The following is a 15297-nucleotide window of genomic DNA, read 5'->3' on the forward strand; positions in this document are numbered from 1 at the left end:
AACGGCGGCGAAATAAAACCCGAGCCCGAATCAAATGGATGTTCACAACCGACAAAGCTCGCGCCAAACTCGGCCGCGCCTATCCAGCCACCCCCAAAGAGTCAAAATCACTGTGATAGACCACTAGGTGGATCGAGACTGGAGCAGCACCATGAGCATAGCCGAAGTCTACGACCTGCCGGTTGCGCGGAAGCGGCTGGTGCCGCCCTGTCCGCCGCGCGCGCCGGACGACTTGTCCGCCTTCAGGCGCATGACGCTGATCAGCCGCAGCCCGATCGAAAGCTGGAGCCAGCGCGCCTATGAGGAGGAGATCGTCCGCGGCCGCTTCTTCGGCCACAGCAGCTTCATCCTCAACACGCCGGATGCGATCAGGCATGTGCTGGTCGACAATTACGAGAATTATACGCGCACGCCGACCGCCTTCCGGGTGTTGCGCCCGATGCTCGGCGAAGGTCTCCTGATCGCCGAAGGCCGCGCCTGGAAACACCAGCGCCGCACGCTCGCGCCGGCCTTCACGCCGCGCGCGATCACGACGCTGGTGCCGCACATGGTCGCCGTGACCGACGAGACCATCGGAAAGCTCAAGGCCGCCAGCCATGGTCCGGTGGACCTTCGCGAGACGATGCAGCGGATGACGCTCGAGATCGCGGGCCGCACCATGTTTTCGTTCGGCATGGATCGCCATGGCGGCACCTTGCGCGATTTCGTCATGGAATATGGCGAGCGGCTGGCGCGGCCGCGCTTCCTCGACATGCTGCTGCCGTTGAGCTGGCCGAGCCCGCAGGATTTTGCGCGCGCCCGCTTTCGCAAGCGCTGGACCGGCTTTGTCGCCATGCTGATGGCGGAGCGCCGTGCCGCCGGCAAGAAGAGCGATGCGCCGCCGCGCGATCTGTTCGACCTCATGGTTGCGGCACGCGACCCCGAGACCGGGCAGGCCTTCACCGACGCGCAGCTCGGCGACGAGATCGCGACCATGATCCTTGCCGGCCATGAGACGACGGCAACCGCGCTGTTCTGGGCGCTCTATCTGCTTTCGCTCGATCCGGCGACGCAGGAGGATCTCGCCGCCGAGGTGAAGGCGGTCGCCGCAGGCGGTGGGCTCGAGATCGAGCGGCTGAAGTTCACCCGCGCCGTCATCGAGGAGACCATGCGGCTCTATCCGCCGGCCTTCCTGATCGCGCGCGCCGCGGCGGGGGCGGATACGATCGCCGGCATGCCCGTGAAAAAGCACGACGTGGTGCTGATCGCGCCGTGGCTGCTGCACCGGCATGAGAAGCTCTGGCACGATCCGGCGGCGTTCGTGCCGTCGCGCTTCATGGCCGGCACGCCGCCCGATCGCTTTGCCTATCTGCCGTTCGGCGTCGGTGCACGGGTCTGCATCGGCGCGCATTTCGCAATGGTCGAGGCGACGCTGGCGCTGGCGAAACTGATCGGCGCGTTCCGTGTCTCGCTGGTCGACCGGCAGCCGGTGATGCCGGTCGGGGTCGTGACGACCCAGCCCGACCGCTCGCCGATGTTTACGATCAAGCCGAGATAACCAGACCTTGCGTTCCGGCGCGGGTCATCTCATTTAAGGTTCCGCCATGAGCGATACGCAGGCCCAGTTCGCAGTGTTGAAACAAACGGCCGATCCGGCCGTCGTTGACGAAATCGCGCGGCTGATTGCCGATGGCCATGATCGCGATCTCAACCGCATCAACCTATTGGACTTCGCCGGGCGTACCGGGCTCGACGAGGAAAAGGTCATTTCCGGTTTCCTCCACTCGTCACGGCTCGGCCTGTTCGACATGAGCTGGAACGTGCTGTGTCCTGGCTGCGGCGGGGTGCTCGATGCGCACTCGACGCTGAAATCGCTGCGTCACGACGATTATAATTGCGCGCTCTGCGCCGCCGGCTACGAGGCTTCGGTCGACGAAATGGTCGAGGTCGCCTTCACCGTCAGCCCACGAGTCCGCCGCATCGGCGCGCATGATCCCAACACGCTGCCGATCTGGGAATATGTGCGGCAGATGTTCTGGAGTTCGGGTGTCGACATCAACGACGAATCGTTTTCGCGCCTGATCAACGAAGCGACGCTCGAGGCGCTCGAACTGCCGGCCGGCGAGAAGGCGATCCTGTCGCTGAACTTGCCCAACCAGTACGTCATCGTGTTCGAGCCGGTGACGCATTCGGCCCACTTCATTGACATTCAGGGCGAGCCGACCACCGATCGCCAGCAGCTTTCAATCGTCTACAACAAGCTGAAGGCACCGACAGGCACGACGGTGCTGCGACCAGGGCCATTGCGACTTTCGCTGGAAAATCAGGCCGGCGTCCGCGTGCTGCCATCGGTCTGGATCGCCGGCGACGCGCTGCACAAGATGCTGGGCAGGCGCAAGCCGATCCTCACCGCGAAGCGGATGCTGAGCAACCAGACCTTCCGTGACGTCTTCAAGGCTGACAATCTCAACGTCGACCAGCGATTGAAGATCACCTCACTGACTTTCCTGTTCACGGATCTCAAGGGCTCGACCGCGCTTTATGAGCGGGTCGGCGACCTCGCCGCTTTCGATCTCGTGCGTGCGCATTTCCATGCGCTGCTCGATATCATCGCTTCCGAGCACGGCGCGGTGGTGAAGACCATTGGCGATGCCGTGATGGCGACCTTCATCAAGCCTGAACATGCGCTCGCCGCCGGCCTGCGCATGCGCGCGGCGATGAAGCGGCTCAACGACGAGCGCGGCAAGGAGGACCTGATCGTCAAGATCGGAATTCACGAAGGCCCGTGCCTCGCAGTGATGCTCAACGAGCGCCAGGATTATTTCGGCCAGACCGTCAACATCGCCGCGCGTGTGCAGAGCCTGTCGACCCAGCAGGAGATCCACATCACTGCGCCGGTGATCGATTCGCCGGAAGTGCTCTCCATTCTGAAGAACGCGGAGATCCGGCCGATCCAGAAGGAAGCGGCACTGCGCGGCATCGCCGACAAGATGGTCGTGTACGAGATACCCTGATCCGCTGGCCTCAACCGTCATTGCGAGCGAAGCGAAGCAATCCATGTCTCCGCAAGTGGTGAGATGGATTGTTTCGCTCCGCTCGCAATGACGGCGAACTTGGCCTTACCGGCGCCCAGATTGCCTAAACGTAATGCAGGCCGCAGAACCGGCGCGATTGCGCGGGTCAGGTTTCCACGCCATATAGGTCCCATCCACTGTCAATCGATAGAGGCGTTGATGCTTGACGGACTTCGCCAATTCATTGCCGATATTGTGTCGCCCGATGCACAAGCGGATCGGGCGTTCGATGACAATGATTATCGTCTTGCCGCCACTGCGCTGCTCGTCCACGTCGTCTCGATCGACGGCGAGCCGAGCGCGAACGAGAAGCGCAAACTGCACAGCCTGATCGAAAGCCGCTTTGGACTCGATCGCGGCACCGCGGACAAATTGATCGCTTCCGCAACGCGGATCGAAGGCGAGGCGGTCGATCTCTATCATTTCACGAGCGTCATCATGCGGCAGGTCAACGAAGAGGGCCGCCTGCGCATCGTCGAGATGATGTGGGAGCTGGTTTATGCCGACGGCCAGGTCAGCGAGTTCGAGGACAACGTGGTGTGGCGCGCGGCGGATCTCCTGGGTGTTTCCTCGCGCGATCGCATCGATCTGAAGCGCCGCGTAGCCGAAAAGCAGGCGAGCCTGCCCCGGGGTCCCTGGGGCGTTGCCGACGCGGCAATCTGACACGGCGTTCGCGGGCTGTTCGCTTCAGCGTGCAGATGACGAAACTTTAATGTGCATCGCGCAAACCGGCCGGTTGCGCGATAAGCCCCAAAAATGATGCATTCCGATCGCGAACGCGGCCGGCGCTGCATGCGGATATGCCCGCGGGTGGCTTGCGCCCGACCACAAGCCTATGCTCTCGTCCGGCCGTTCGTAACGGGCCCTGTGATTCATTAAGAGCATTCGATCGTGACCGAGTGTGTGACGCTGATTACCGGTGCATCGGCGGGCATAGGCGCCGAGCTGGCGCGAGTTTTCGCATCCAACGGTCATCGTGTGGCGTTGGTGGCGCGCCGCATCGATCGCCTCACGGCGCTCGCCAGTGAAATCGCCGCCAAGGGCGGCGCGGCGGCGATCGTGATTCCCTGCGACCTCGAGCAGTCAGATGCCGGCGACAAGATCGCCACCGCGCTGGCCGAGGCCGGCGTCGAGGTCGAATATGTCGTCAACAATGCTGGCTTCGGCGTGTTCGGCTACGCGAACAAGCGCGACCGGGCCGACCAGCTCAACATCATCAACGTCAACATCCGCACGCTGACCGATCTGTCGCTGCGATTTGCCGATTCGCTGATCCGCCATCGCGGCGGCATCCTCAATGTCGGTTCGATCGCGGGCTTCCTGCCGGGGCCGGGCATGGCGGTCTATTACGCTTCCAAGGCCTATGTGCTGTCGTTCACGGAGGCGCTGCGCAAGGAGCTCGAGCCGCACGGCGTCCGTGTCACCCTGGTCTGTCCGGGGCCGGTGCCGACGGAATTCCAGGCCCGCGCCGGGTTCGCGCCGGGATTTGACTCCGCGATCCTCAACGTCTCGGCGGCGGAGGTCGCGCGACAGGCCTATGGCGGCTTGATGGCGAACAAGCGCGCGGTGCTTCCCGGCCTCATCAAGTTCGTGCCGCTCCTGCTCCGATTTTTCCCACGCTCCTTCATCCTGACGGCAGTCGGCGGTTTCCAGTTGCGCCGGCGCTGACGCAAATCAAAACGCTCCAATCTGGCCCGCGATTTGCTTTCAAATTTTCGATGAGTTGGCGTGAACTCACCCGAAATTAAGAATCGCTTAGGTATGCTGCCAGCTTTGCTGCATGCCGCTTGAGGTCGATGTCGTCACGGTCTGAAAAAGCCAATGTCGTGCTGCCTCTCCCCGGTGGAAGGCGCGCGGCCGTCACCCCAACCGGACCTGCCTCCCTGCTGCCGGTCCTGATCGTCCTGCACCAGGAGACTTCCAAGCCCGGCCGCGTCGGCAACGCCTTGTGCGCGCTCGGCCATCCCCTGGATATCCGCCGCCCGCGGTTTGGCGATGCGCTTCCCGAGACGCTTGACGAGCACGCGGGCGCCATCATCTTCGGCGGCCCGATGAGCGCCAATGATGGCGACGATTTTGTGCGGCGGGAGATCGACTGGATCGAGATTCCGCTGCGCGAGCAACGGCCGTTTCTCGGCATCTGCTTGGGGGCCCAGATGCTCGCCAAGCAGCTCGGCGCGAGCGTCGCGCCGCATCCGGAAGGCCGCGCCGAGATCGGCTATTATCCGATCCGCCCGACCGAAGCAGGCCGCGCGCTTTGCCCCTATTGGCCGCAGCAGGTCTACCACTGGCACCGCGAGGGATTCGAACTGCCTGATGGCGCCGAGCTTCTCGCCGAGGGCGGCGACTTTCCGGTGCAGGCGTTCAGGTACGGACACGCCTTCGGCTTCCAGTTCCATCCTGACGTCACCTACGCGATGATGCATTGCTGGACCACGCGCGGCGGCGACCGCCTGGATTCGCCCGGCGCGCGCCCACGCCATCAGCATTTTGCCGACCGCGCCGTCTATGACGCGGTCGAGCGGGCGTGGCTGAAGCATTTCATGAATGACTGGCTTGCGCGCGTGCCGATGGCGGCGATGTCGGAGGCTGCGGAGTAGGGGGTGGTCGCGCGAGCGATGCTGGTTGGCAGGTTAGTTCGTGGACAAAAAGCCCGTCTCGCCCGTTGGGCTTCGCCGGGCACCACGCTTCGCCCCTCGGGCTCTGCGCGGCTGCGCCACGCGTAGCCCGAAGGGCGAAGCGTGGTGGAGCCAGGCGGGATCGAACCGCCGACCTCATCATTGCGAACGATGCGCTCTCCCAGCTGAGCTATGGCCCCGTCCAGACCGGTCCGTGCTGAGCAATGCGGCCGGCAATCGGCGCCATTTACCGTCCGGCCCAAGCCCAAGTCAAGAACAGTAAACGCCCGGTTTTTGGCCACCTTGGTCCGGAAGTTCCCTTGTTTGTGCAGGGGCGAACCGATATTTAGCTCACTGTCCCACCTGCGAGCCCCCACCACATGCGCGCCATTCTCGACATCGTCATCATTGTCCTTGACCTCTATGTCTGGCTCCTGATCGCCGCTGCCATCCTGTCGTGGCTGGTCGCGTTCAATGTCGTGAACACGCGTAACCAGTTCGTATCCGCGGTGGCCGAGTTCCTGTACCGGATCACGGAACCGGTGCTGGCGCCGATCCGGAAGATCATGCCGAATCTGGGCGGGCTCGATATCTCGCCGATCATCGTCATTCTGCTCATCATGTTCATCGAGCGGGTGATCATGTACTACGTCTATCCCAACGTGATCTGAGCGCCTTCGGCCGGTGAGCGACCCTTGGCACAGCTCCCTTGGCGCTATTCCACCGATGGCATCAGCGTCGCACTGCGTGTGACGCCCCGCGGCGGCCGCGACGATATCGATGGGATCGAGACGCTGTCGGACGGCCGCAGCGTGGTGAAGGTCCGGGTCCGCGCCATCGCCGACGGCGGCGAGGCCAATCGGGCGGTGACGGAACTGCTCGCCAAGGCGCTGGCCGTGCCCAAGGGACGGGTGAAGATCCTCTCGGGCGCCACGTCGCGGCTCAAACAGGTGGCGATCGAGGGCGATCCGCGACAGCTCGGCGAGACCTTGCGTCAACTGACCGCATTCAACGCGAAGGACTGAGATGACGGCTCACATCATCGACGGAAAAGCCATTGCAGCCGACCTCCGCGCACGCGTCGCGGAAGAGGTTGCCCGCGTCAAGCGCGAGCAGGGGCTGGTGCCGGGGCTGGCGGTGGTCCTGGTCGGCAATGATCCCGCGAGCGAGGTCTATGTCCGCAGCAAGCACACGCAGACGCAGGCTGCCGGCATGGCTTCGTTCGAGCACAAGCTGCCGGCCGACGTCGCGCAGGCCGATTTGCTGGCGCTGATCGGCAAGCTCAACCGCGACCCGGCGGTGCACGGCATCCTGGTGCAACTGCCGCTGCCGAAATCGATTCACACCGAAACCATCATCAATGCCATCGATCCGGCCAAGGACGTCGACGGCCTGCATCCGAACAATGCCGGGCGGCTCGCTGGCGGCTTTGCCGCGCTGTCGCCCTGCACGCCGCTCGGCTGCATCATCCTGACCAAGAGCGTGCACGCCTCGCTCGAAGGCATGAATGCGCTCGTGATCGGCCGCTCCAACCTGGTCGGGCGTCCGCTGGTGCAGTTGCTCCTGAACGAGAATGCGACAGTGACGATCGCGCATTCGCGCTCGCGCGATCTGCCGAAGCTCGCTGCCGGCGCCGACCTGCTCTATGCGGCAGTCGGCAGGCCCGAGATGGTGCGCGGCGACTGGATCAAGCCGGGCGCGACCGTGATCGATGTCGGCATCAACCGCATTCCGGTACAGGGCGGCAGGCCGCGGCTGGTCGGCGACGTCGCCTATCAGGAGGCGCTCAAGGTCGCCGGCGCGATCACGCCGGTGCCGGGCGGTGTCGGGCAGATGACGGTGGCGTGCCTTTTGGTGAACACGCTCCGCGCCGCTTGCGCCATCGCCAAACTGCCGGCGCCGGGGGTTTAGGCAAACGCCGTCATTCCGGGGCGTCCGAAGGACGAGCCCGGAATCCATTGCTCCACCGGCGCCTGCGGCCCGATGGATTCCGGGCTCGATGCTTCGCATCGCCCCGGAATGACGGCTGGAATGCTTATCCCGCGCTGTTCTCGATGAATCGCTGATAGAACCGGATCATGTCGGCATAGCCCTCGATGCTGAGGCGTTCGTTGGTGCCGTGGAAGCGCTTCAGGTCCTCGCTGTTGGCGCGTACCGGGGAGAAGCGGAAGATGTTGTCGGTGATCCCGGCATAGTGCCGCGAATCAGTCGCGGCGATCATCAGGCCGGGCGCGACGATGACGTCAGGATAAATCTCGCGGATGGTGCGGTTGAGCGTCTGGTAGGACGCGCCGGCCGTGCCGGTCACCGGCGGCGGATCGGTGTTGCCGGGGAACGGCTTGATCGAGATGCGATCGTTGCCGATGGTGGAGCGGACATGATCGGTCACGCTCGCCTGGGTGTCGCCGGGAAGCAGGCGGAAATTGACGGTCGCCTCGGCGCGGCCGGGCAGCACATTGTCCTTGTCGCCGGCATTGAAGATGGTGAGCGCGGTAGTGGTGCGGACCATCGCTTCCGTCGGCCCGGTCTTCGCGAATTCGCGCAGGAGCAGCGGCTTGAACAGCCAGAGATTCGACAGGATCACGCGGTTGACGCCGTTCATCTCGGGCGCCAGCGTGTCGAACATCTCCGACACCGTGGCGCGGATCTGCATCGGCAGGCGGTGATCCTCGAGCCTTGTGAGCGCCGCGCTCATCATGCCGATCGCGGTCTCGCGCGGCGGCATCGAGGAGTGGCCGGGCGTCGCCTGCGCCGACAGCACCAGCGTGGCATAGCCTTTTTCCGCGACGCCGATCAGGGCAGCCGGCTTGGCAAGCCCTTTCATGATGCCGTCGGTGATGAGCAGGCCCTCGTCGAGCACGAAGTCGAGCTTGATCCCGCGCGAGGCGAGTGTCGCGGCGATCACCTTCGCGCCGCGGGTGCCCGCGACCTCCTCATCATGGCCGAAGGCGAAATAGATCGTCCGCTTCGGCTGAAAGCCTGCTTTCGCCAGCGCCTCGGCGGCCTCCAGCATCGAATAGAGGTTGCCCTTGTCGTCCCAGGAGCCGCGGCCCCAGATATACCCGTCGGCAATCACGCCGTCATAGGGTGGCTGCTGCCAGTCCTTGTCGGTGCCGGGCGCGACCGGCACCACGTCCTGATGCGCGAGCAGGGCGATCGGCTGTGCCCGCGGATCGCTGCCTTCCCAGGTGTAGAGCAGGCTCAGGCCGGCGATGACCTCGCGCTTGGCCGCGGCATGAAACGTCGGGAAGCTTTTCTCGATATGCGCCTGCATGCCGCGCAGCGCCTGGGCATGCTGCTCGGGCTTCTCGAAGCTCGAGATCGTCTTGAAGCGGATCGCCTCGGCCAGCCGGGTGGCGGCGGCTTCCGCATCAATGGCTTCGCGCGGGATGGCAGCGACCTGGAGCTGCCGCGAGCCGCGACTGAACACATTGAAGGCGAGCACACCGGCAAGGACGAGAGCCGCTGCAACCAGGAGCAGCAGGGCCTTGCCGATGATCTTGATGAGCCGGCGCAATCGTTCCCCCTCGACACTCCCATGCCCCGGAGGCGCCGCACTGCGCGTACGGGACGCGGCTAGAGCATATCCGGTCCTGATTGAATCAGAACCGAAGCTCTAGATTGTTGTTTTTGACGCGTTTTCTTCACGCGAACCGGTATCCACTTCGCTCGAAAACGCTCTAGCTATTTCTTCGCGCGTGCGATCCCTTCGGTGATCAGCCTGCGCGCTTCATCGGCATCGCCCCAGCGCAGCAGCTTCACCCATTTGCCTTTCTCGAGATCCTTGTAGTGCTCGAAGAAATGCTGGATCTGGTCCAGCGTGATCTGCGGAAGGTCGCTGTAGTTCTTCACCTTGTCGTAGCGCTGGGTGAGCTTCGACGACGGTACCGCGAGGATCTTCTCGTCACCGCCGGCTTCGTCCTCCATCAGCAGCACGCCGACCGGCCGCACGCTCATCACCGCGCCCGGCACGATGGCGCGGGTGTTGACGATCAGGACGTCGCAGGGGTCGCCGTCGTCGGACAGCGTGTGTGGGATGAAGCCGTAATTGCCGGGATAGCGCATCGGCGTATAGAGGAAGCGGTCGACCACCAGCGTGCCGGCTTCCTTGTCCATTTCATACTTGATCGGCTCGCCGCCGACCGGCACTTCGATGATGACGTTGACGTCATGCGGCGGATTCACTCCGATCGATACCGCATCAATACGCATAGAGAACTCCGTGATTGCCAGCACAGGTGCGCCGGGCAGGACCAGTGATTGCTGCTGTCATACGCGGGCTGGGCCCGCCCATCCATCTAACTTTCGAGGAAAAATGATGGATTTTTGGGCCATTGGTTGACGCGCGCCCGTGGCGCTGTCCCGGAGACGCCCCCAGCCTCAGTTGGTCCAGGCAAAAGCGACCTTGTCGAGCGATTTCGGCCCGAACCTTTCGGAGGAGCGCGCCACCATGCGGCCGCCAAGCGCGCGATAAAACTCCGTGGCCGGATCGTTGTCGGACAGTGCCCAGACCACCATGCTCTTCAGCCCGCTCTGCGCGAGGTCGCGGCGGGCGGCGTTGAACAGGCGGCGGCCGAAGCCAAGGCCCTGGAATTCCGGCCGCAGATAGAGTTCGTAGATCTCGCCTTCGAAGTGCAGGCTGCGGGCGCGGTTGCGGCCGTAATTGGCGTAGCCTGCGATCTTGTCCCCGAACACCAGCACGCTGACGCGGCTGCCCTTGCGGATCGCACTGTCCCACCAGTGCGGGCCGCGCCGGTTGATCAGCTTTTCCAGTTCGGCGCCCGGGATGATGCCCTGATAGGCTGAACGCCAGGCTTCGTCATGCGTAGCCGCCACCGCGGCTGCATCCGCAACCTTGGCCGGCCGGACCTCTATCAGGGTTGTGCTCATGGTCCAATCAAAGCAAGTCGGCGCGCCGCCTTCAAGCTCTATCGTTAATTATCGGTTAACCTGTGGATTTTCTGCATCAGTTTTCGAATGACTTGTACCGAAAGAGGACAGTGCGAGCTTCAATCGGCCAGTTCGTGATGCGGGGGCAGGCTGGCGTCACGCTGATGACATATGGTCAGCAAGCGTGTCGTGAAAAACTGCGCCCGGGATTGATTCGCGAGATCGTCTTTCGGCGAATCCTGTTTGCCCAGCATGGTCGCGTCAGGCCAAGGATGCATTCACTTAAAGTGATTTTCGCGCTGCTTGTTGCCGCGGCGCTCGGCTCCGGGGCAGCTCCGGCGCAACCCGTCTTGGGGGCGCAAGGCGAGGAGGGTGAGCCGAACCGGCGGCAGCAGTGGCTGGTGCCGTCGCCCGATCCCGCGCGGCCGGCGCGCGCCCTGCTGTTTCGCCCGCCGGGCGCAGGGCCGTTTCCGCTGGCGTTGGGCGCGCATGCCACGACGCAGAACGTGTTGCGTCGGGCACAGATGCCGCAGCCCGAATACCGCCCGCTGGCCGGCTTTCTGGTCGCACGCGGTTTTGCCGTGCTGGTGCCGGAGCGGATGGGCCATGGCGCCACAGGCGGAACATACCTGGAAGACCAGGGCGGCTGCGACGAGGCGGATTATTCACGCGCGGCTCGGGCTACCGCCGGGCAGATCAGGCTCGCACTCGATTACCTCAGCGACCAGCCTTTCATCTGGAAAAATCACGCTATCGTCATCGGCCATTCCGCCGGTGGCTGGGGGGCGCTGGCGCTTGCCGCTGAGAGCCCCAATGGCGGCTCTAAGAGCATCTTGCCGATCATCGCCTTCGGGCCGGGGCGCGGCGGCCGCTTCAATGATTTTCCGAACCAGGTTTGCGCGCCGCATACCCTGCTCGCTTCCGCGGCAGAGTTCGGCCGTGGCGCGAAGGTGCCGGTGACATGGCTCGTTGCCGCCAATGACAGTTATTTTTCGCCGGCGCTGTCGCGCCAGCTTGCCGATGCCTTTCGCGAGGCCGGTGGGCGGGTGGATTTTCATATTGGCTGCCCGAAAGCGAGAATGGCGTTAAGCTCGCCACGGCAGAACTCGACCGCGCGCTGAGAGCGCGGCCTGCCGCTGCGGTCAGGAAGCGATGACGCTCTATTTCCTCGTCAAATATCTGCATGTGCTCGGCGCCATCGTCATCCTCGGCACCGGCACGGGCATCGCCTTCTTCATGCTGATGGCGCATCGCAGTGGCCATGCCGATTTCATCGCGCGCACGGCGACGACGGTGGTGATCGCCGATGCGGTATTCACGCTGACGGCGGTATTGTTGCAGCCGGTGACCGGCGGGCTGTTGATGCAGATGTCATCGACTTCGCTTACCGAGGGCTGGCTGCTTGCCTCGCTCGGGCTCTATGTCGTCGCAGGAGCCTTCTGGGTGCCCGTGATCTTCATGCAGATCGAGATGCGCGATCTCGCGAGGCTGGCGGCGGAGAAAAGCGAGAGGCTGCCGCCGCGCTATTTCGCCCTGTTCCGCCGCTGGTTTCTGTTCGGCATTCCCGGCTTCGGCTCGGTGATGCTGATTCTCTGGCTGATGATTGCAAGACCGTTTTAGGGGCAGGATGAGTGATCGCAGGATACTTGTGCTCGGTGCATCCGGGCTGATCGGCCGCTTCGTCACCGATGATTTGCGCATCCGAGGTTTCCAGACGATCGGGATCGCGCGCCGTTTTGCACCCTCGCAGAGGGGCAACTCCCTCGACCTGGAATTGCCGGTCATGACGCTGGATGCGGCGGCGCTGGCGCGATTGTTGCGGGAGCGCGAGGTCGATGTCGTCGTCAATTGCCTCGGCGTGCTGCAGGACGGTCCGGGCAGCGATACCGGCGCGGTGCACAGAGATTTCGTCGCGCGGCTGTTGGCTGGGATACGCGACAGCGGCCGCGCGATGCGGCTGGTGCACATTTCGATTCCCGGCGTGGCCAAGGACGACCACACCGCGTTCAGCGTGACCAAGCGCGAGGCCGAGCGATTGATCGCCGAGTCGGGTATTCCTCACGCGATCCTGCGGCCGGGCTTCGTGGTGGCGCCGGCGGCCTATGGCGGCAGCGCGATGCTGCGCGCGCTGGCGGTGCTGCCGGTCGATCTGCCACAGAAGGATGCGGCGACACCGTTTCAGCCGATCGCGGTGGAGGATATCGCCGCGACCATCGCCTGGCTTGCCGAGCGCGATATCGCCGATCCCGCAGCGAACGCCGTCACCTGGGACCTGATGCAGCCGCAGCCGGTCACGCTCGGCGGCGTGATCAAGCAGTTCCGCTTTTCATTCGGCACCGCCGACACGCCGCGCCTGACGCCGCCCGCGTTCATGATCGATCTCAGTGCGAAGCTCGGCGATCTCGTCAACCGGCTCGGCTGGATGCCGCCCCTCCGCTCCACGGCCATCGCTGAACTCCGTCGCGGCGTCACCGGTGATCCCAGCGCTTGGATGGCGGCGACGGGTATCGTGCCAAGGACGTTGGCGGAGGTGGTCGGCCAGCGCTCGGCGACCATCCAGGACAAATGGTTCGCGCGGCTGTTCCTGATCAAGGCGCTGGTGATCGCGAGCCTGGTGCTGTTCTGGGTCGCCTCGGGCTTCATCGCGCTGTTCGTCTCCTACGATGCCGCGGCCGGCATCCTGAGCGCGCGCAACTTTCCGCCGGCGCTGGTTGGGCCGTTCACGGTGCTGACCAGCCTGATGGATATGAGCATCGGCGTCCTGATCGCTTTCCGCCGCACCGCCGCCTTCGGTCTGATCGCGGGCATCATGGCCTCGCTCGGCTATATGATCGGCACCGCGATCCTGACGCCCGATCTCTGGATCGAGCCGCTCGGCGCACTCGTGAAGACGGGACCCGCGATCGTGCTGATGCTGGTGGCTTTGGTGATACTCGATAACAGATGATGAACTGGCCCGACGATGACGTGATCCTCTATGACGGCGTGTGCATCTTCTGCTCGCGCTGGGTCCGCTTCGTCATCGCGCGCGACTCGGACCGCCGCTTCCGCTTCACGCCGATCCAATCGGATTATGGCACGCGGCTGGCACGGGCATTCGGTATCGATCCCGCCGACCCCGACACCAACGCCGTCGTGCACGGCGGCGTCGCCTATTTCAAATCCGACGCCGCGCTGACGGTGCTGAGCCACCTGCCGGGCTGGCGCTGGACGACAGCGCTGTTCGCGGTGCCAAAGCCGCTGCGCGACGCCGTCTACAATCTCATCGCCCGCAACCGCTACCGCATCTTCGGCAAATACGACACCTGCTTTGTGCCGGATGCGGAGACGCGGGCGCGGGTATTGGAATGATGCTCTCTCCCGTCATTGCGAGCGCAGCGAAGCAATCCACGCCTCCGCAGGTGGTGAAATGGATTGCTTCGCTGCGCTCGCAATGACGGAGTGTGCAGTTAGCGCTTCGCCTTTGACGCCAGCACTTCCTTCGCCGCGCGCTCGCCACTGTCTCGCGCGCCATGTGCGGTGGAGAAGAAGTTCGGCGAGGTCGCTTCACCCGCGAAGAACAATCGTCCATCGACAGGCGCGGCCAGCACGGCGCGTTTGTCTGCATGGCCGGGGAGTGCGTGCGAATAGGCGCCGCGGGCGAAGGGATCGTGCGCCCAGCGGGATTCCGTGAGCGGCGTCAGCTTGCGCCGGATGTCGTTGCCGAGGAAGCCCGCGATTTCGTCGATGCTGTGCGCGGCAAAGGCGCGGTCGCCGGCATCTTCCAGCTCTCTTGCAAACCGGCCGCCGAAAAAGCCTTCGATGCAGGGCTGGCCGAACGGGCGGATGTGATAGGTGCCCATCTCCGTGCGCATGCTGGCGCCGCGCAAATTGCCTTCCTTCGGAAAGGCGTCCGCATCCGCGAGCGCCAGCACCACCTTGTCGTCGACGCCAAGCGGCAGTCCGCGCGCGGCGTCGACCTTTGCCGGCAGCGCCGGCGAGAAGCGGATCGCTTCATCCGCGATCAAATTGGTCGGCACGGTCACGATCACGTGGTCGGCCGCAAGCGTGCCCAGCGACGTTTCGAGGCGCAAGCGTTTTCCGGAATGGTCGATCAGCGTGACATTGCAGTTGAGCGCGACGGGACATGAGGCACCATAGGCGGCGATCAGCGCGCCATAGCCGCGCCGCACGCGCCAATTGATGTTGGTGTCCTCGTAAGCCTCCATGTCGAGGATCGAGACCCGGTCGAGCTCGCAGCCGTTCACATAGGTGGAGATCGCGTCGATCATCGGATTCCAGCGGTTGCCCGGCTCGAGATAGCGGCTGGCGGGCGCGTCTTCGCCCGTTTGCGCAGCTTCCCAGGCGCGCTCATAGAATTCGTCGAGCGAACGGATGAAGTCGTCGCGATCGGCTTGCGGGAACGCCTTGCCATGGGCGCGCTCGCGCCAGGGCGGCAAGGTCTTGTTGATCGCGAAATTCAGTTGTTCGGCGATGGCGACGAAACTGTTCTTGTCCGCTGAATGCAGCCAGCCGCAGCCGACGTCGAACACCACATCGGGCGCGGCCTGAACCGTATGCGCCCTCCCGCCGACGCGGTCGCGCGCTTCCAGCACGATCGTGGAAAGACCGGAATCCTTCAGCGCATTGGCAGCGCCAAGGCCGGCTGCGCCAGCGCCGATGATGGCGACGTCGACTGAGGAGGGGAGGAGCATTTAGTCAGCGAATAGTGAGTGGCGAATGGCGAATAGCGTATA

Annotated in this window: 17 protein-coding genes and 1 tRNA gene; 12 read left to right on the forward strand and 6 right to left on the reverse strand. The window is 64.2% G+C overall.

The window, feature by feature from the left end:
* Positions 1–151 precede the first annotated feature (151 nt).
* The 5 genes from ACZYOF_RS26610 to ACZYOF_RS26630 all read left to right on the forward strand — a co-directional run bounded on the left by ACZYOF_RS26610 (position 152) and on the right by ACZYOF_RS26630 (position 5653).
* Positions 152–1537, forward strand: coding sequence for a cytochrome P450 (locus ACZYOF_RS26610; protein ID WP_463717641.1), 1386 nt, complete (start codon positions 152–154; stop codon positions 1535–1537).
* A 46-nt stretch (positions 1538–1583) separates the two neighbouring features.
* Entirely contained in the window at positions 1584–2993 is a 1410-nt protein-coding gene (locus tag ACZYOF_RS26615) for an adenylate/guanylate cyclase domain-containing protein (RefSeq protein WP_130582652.1), read from the forward strand.
* A gap of 219 nt (positions 2994–3212) precedes the next feature.
* Entirely contained in the window at positions 3213–3716 is a 504-nt protein-coding gene (locus ACZYOF_RS26620) for a tellurite resistance TerB family protein (protein ID WP_282531250.1), read from the forward strand.
* A gap of 228 nt (positions 3717–3944) precedes the next feature.
* Positions 3945–4721 carry an SDR family NAD(P)-dependent oxidoreductase gene (locus ACZYOF_RS26625; RefSeq protein ID WP_463717642.1) on the forward strand — a complete coding sequence of 259 codons (777 nt, stop codon included), beginning with the start codon at positions 3945–3947 and terminating at the stop codon, positions 4719–4721.
* Positions 4722–4849: 128 nt separating this feature from the next.
* Positions 4850–5653: a glutamine amidotransferase gene (locus ACZYOF_RS26630; RefSeq protein ID WP_463717643.1), complete on the forward strand. Its 804-nt coding sequence runs from the start codon at positions 4850–4852 to the stop codon at positions 5651–5653.
* 142 nt (positions 5654–5795) lie between these two features.
* Here ACZYOF_RS26630 and ACZYOF_RS26635 read toward each other — a convergent pair.
* Positions 5796–5871, reverse strand: a tRNA-Ala gene (locus ACZYOF_RS26635).
* A gap of 180 nt (positions 5872–6051) precedes the next feature.
* On the opposite strand from ACZYOF_RS26635, the gene ACZYOF_RS26640 reads away from it, so the two are divergent.
* The 3 genes from ACZYOF_RS26640 to ACZYOF_RS26650 are packed head-to-tail and all read left to right on the forward strand — an operon-like array spanning position 6052 to position 7582.
* A complete protein-coding gene (locus ACZYOF_RS26640; protein ID WP_028165194.1) occupies positions 6052–6342 on the forward strand; it encodes a YggT family protein in 291 nt (96 codons plus the stop codon).
* 24 nt (positions 6343–6366) lie between these two features.
* The gene (locus ACZYOF_RS26645) at positions 6367–6696 is read left to right on the forward strand and encodes a DUF167 domain-containing protein (RefSeq protein ID WP_130582648.1); all 330 of its coding nucleotides are present in this window, start codon (positions 6367–6369) and stop codon (positions 6694–6696) included.
* A 1-nt stretch (position 6697) separates the two neighbouring features.
* Positions 6698–7582 (forward strand): bifunctional methylenetetrahydrofolate dehydrogenase/methenyltetrahydrofolate cyclohydrolase, encoded by an 885-nt coding sequence (locus tag ACZYOF_RS26650; RefSeq protein WP_463717644.1) that lies wholly within the window; start codon positions 6698–6700, stop codon positions 7580–7582.
* Positions 7583–7706: 124 nt separating this feature from the next.
* Here ACZYOF_RS26650 and ACZYOF_RS26655 read toward each other — a convergent pair whose 3' ends face one another.
* The 4 genes from ACZYOF_RS26655 to ACZYOF_RS26670 all read right to left on the reverse strand — a co-directional run bounded on the left by ACZYOF_RS26655 (position 7707) and on the right by ACZYOF_RS26670 (position 10815).
* Complete coding sequence (locus ACZYOF_RS26655; protein WP_463717645.1) at positions 7707–9188, reverse strand: M20 family peptidase; 1482 nt, start codon at positions 9186–9188, stop codon at positions 7707–7709.
* Positions 9189–9355: 167 nt separating this feature from the next.
* Positions 9356–9883, reverse strand: coding sequence for an inorganic diphosphatase (gene ppa / locus ACZYOF_RS26660; RefSeq protein ID WP_130584352.1), 528 nt, complete (start codon positions 9881–9883; stop codon positions 9356–9358).
* 168 nt (positions 9884–10051) lie between these two features.
* On the reverse strand, positions 10052–10561 hold the full coding sequence (locus tag ACZYOF_RS26665; RefSeq protein ID WP_028165189.1) for a GNAT family N-acetyltransferase: 510 nt from the start codon (positions 10559–10561) through the stop codon (positions 10052–10054).
* A 119-nt stretch (positions 10562–10680) separates the two neighbouring features.
* Complete coding sequence (locus ACZYOF_RS26670) at positions 10681–10815, reverse strand: hypothetical protein (RefSeq protein WP_282531244.1); 135 nt, start codon at positions 10813–10815, stop codon at positions 10681–10683.
* Positions 10816–10833: 18 nt separating this feature from the next.
* On the opposite strand from ACZYOF_RS26670, the gene ACZYOF_RS26675 reads away from it, so the two are divergent.
* The 4 genes from ACZYOF_RS26675 to ACZYOF_RS26690 are packed head-to-tail and all read left to right on the forward strand — an operon-like array spanning position 10834 to position 13912.
* On the forward strand, positions 10834–11682 hold the full coding sequence (locus ACZYOF_RS26675) for an alpha/beta hydrolase family protein (RefSeq protein WP_463717646.1): 849 nt from the start codon (positions 10834–10836) through the stop codon (positions 11680–11682).
* A gap of 31 nt (positions 11683–11713) precedes the next feature.
* Positions 11714–12181 (forward strand): DUF2269 family protein, encoded by a 468-nt coding sequence (locus ACZYOF_RS26680; protein WP_463717647.1) that lies wholly within the window; start codon positions 11714–11716, stop codon positions 12179–12181.
* A gap of 7 nt (positions 12182–12188) precedes the next feature.
* Entirely contained in the window at positions 12189–13508 is a 1320-nt protein-coding gene (locus ACZYOF_RS26685; protein ID WP_463717648.1) for an SDR family oxidoreductase, read from the forward strand.
* Positions 13505–13912, forward strand: coding sequence for a thiol-disulfide oxidoreductase DCC family protein (locus tag ACZYOF_RS26690; RefSeq protein ID WP_463717649.1), 408 nt, complete (start codon positions 13505–13507; stop codon positions 13910–13912). Before ACZYOF_RS26685 ends, ACZYOF_RS26690 begins: the two co-directional genes overlap by 4 nt.
* Positions 13913–14010: 98 nt before the next feature.
* Here the strand turns inward: ACZYOF_RS26690 and ACZYOF_RS26695 are convergent, their stop codons facing one another.
* On the reverse strand, positions 14011–15255 hold the full coding sequence (locus ACZYOF_RS26695; protein ID WP_463717650.1) for a flavin monoamine oxidase family protein: 1245 nt from the start codon (positions 15253–15255) through the stop codon (positions 14011–14013).
* Positions 15256–15297 lie beyond the last annotated feature (42 nt).

Source organism: Bradyrhizobium sp. LeoA1Lang (assembly GCF_055413685.1).

Bases quoted from the DNA above. Each gene is read 5' to 3' on its own strand.
- ACZYOF_RS26695 (WP_463717650.1), bottom strand. From the start codon at position 15,255: ATGCTCCTCCCCTCCTCAGTCGACGTCGCCATCATCGGCGCTGGCGCA.
- ACZYOF_RS26680 (WP_463717647.1), top strand. From the start codon at position 11,714: ATGACGCTCTATTTCCTCGTCAAATATCTGCATGTGCTCGGCGCCATC.
- ACZYOF_RS26640 (WP_028165194.1), top strand. From the start codon at position 6,052: ATGCGCGCCATTCTCGACATCGTCATCATTGTCCTTGACCTCTATGTC.
- ACZYOF_RS26675 (WP_463717646.1), top strand. From the start codon at position 10,834: ATGCATTCACTTAAAGTGATTTTCGCGCTGCTTGTTGCCGCGGCGCTC.
- ACZYOF_RS26690 (WP_463717649.1), top strand. From the start codon at position 13,505: ATGATGAACTGGCCCGACGATGACGTGATCCTCTATGACGGCGTGTGC.
- ACZYOF_RS26615 (WP_130582652.1), top strand. From the start codon at position 1,584: ATGAGCGATACGCAGGCCCAGTTCGCAGTGTTGAAACAAACGGCCGAT.
- ACZYOF_RS26620 (WP_282531250.1), top strand. From the start codon at position 3,213: ATGCTTGACGGACTTCGCCAATTCATTGCCGATATTGTGTCGCCCGAT.
- ACZYOF_RS26670 (WP_282531244.1), bottom strand. From the start codon at position 10,815: ATGCTGGGCAAACAGGATTCGCCGAAAGACGATCTCGCGAATCAATCC.
- ACZYOF_RS26610 (WP_463717641.1), top strand. From the start codon at position 152: ATGAGCATAGCCGAAGTCTACGACCTGCCGGTTGCGCGGAAGCGGCTG.
- ppa (WP_130584352.1), bottom strand. From the start codon at position 9,883: ATGCGTATTGATGCGGTATCGATCGGAGTGAATCCGCCGCATGACGTC.
- ACZYOF_RS26630 (WP_463717643.1), top strand. From the start codon at position 4,850: ATGTCGTCACGGTCTGAAAAAGCCAATGTCGTGCTGCCTCTCCCCGGT.
- ACZYOF_RS26665 (WP_028165189.1), bottom strand. From the start codon at position 10,561: ATGAGCACAACCCTGATAGAGGTCCGGCCGGCCAAGGTTGCGGATGCA.
- ACZYOF_RS26650 (WP_463717644.1), top strand. From the start codon at position 6,698: ATGACGGCTCACATCATCGACGGAAAAGCCATTGCAGCCGACCTCCGC.
- ACZYOF_RS26685 (WP_463717648.1), top strand. From the start codon at position 12,189: ATGAGTGATCGCAGGATACTTGTGCTCGGTGCATCCGGGCTGATCGGC.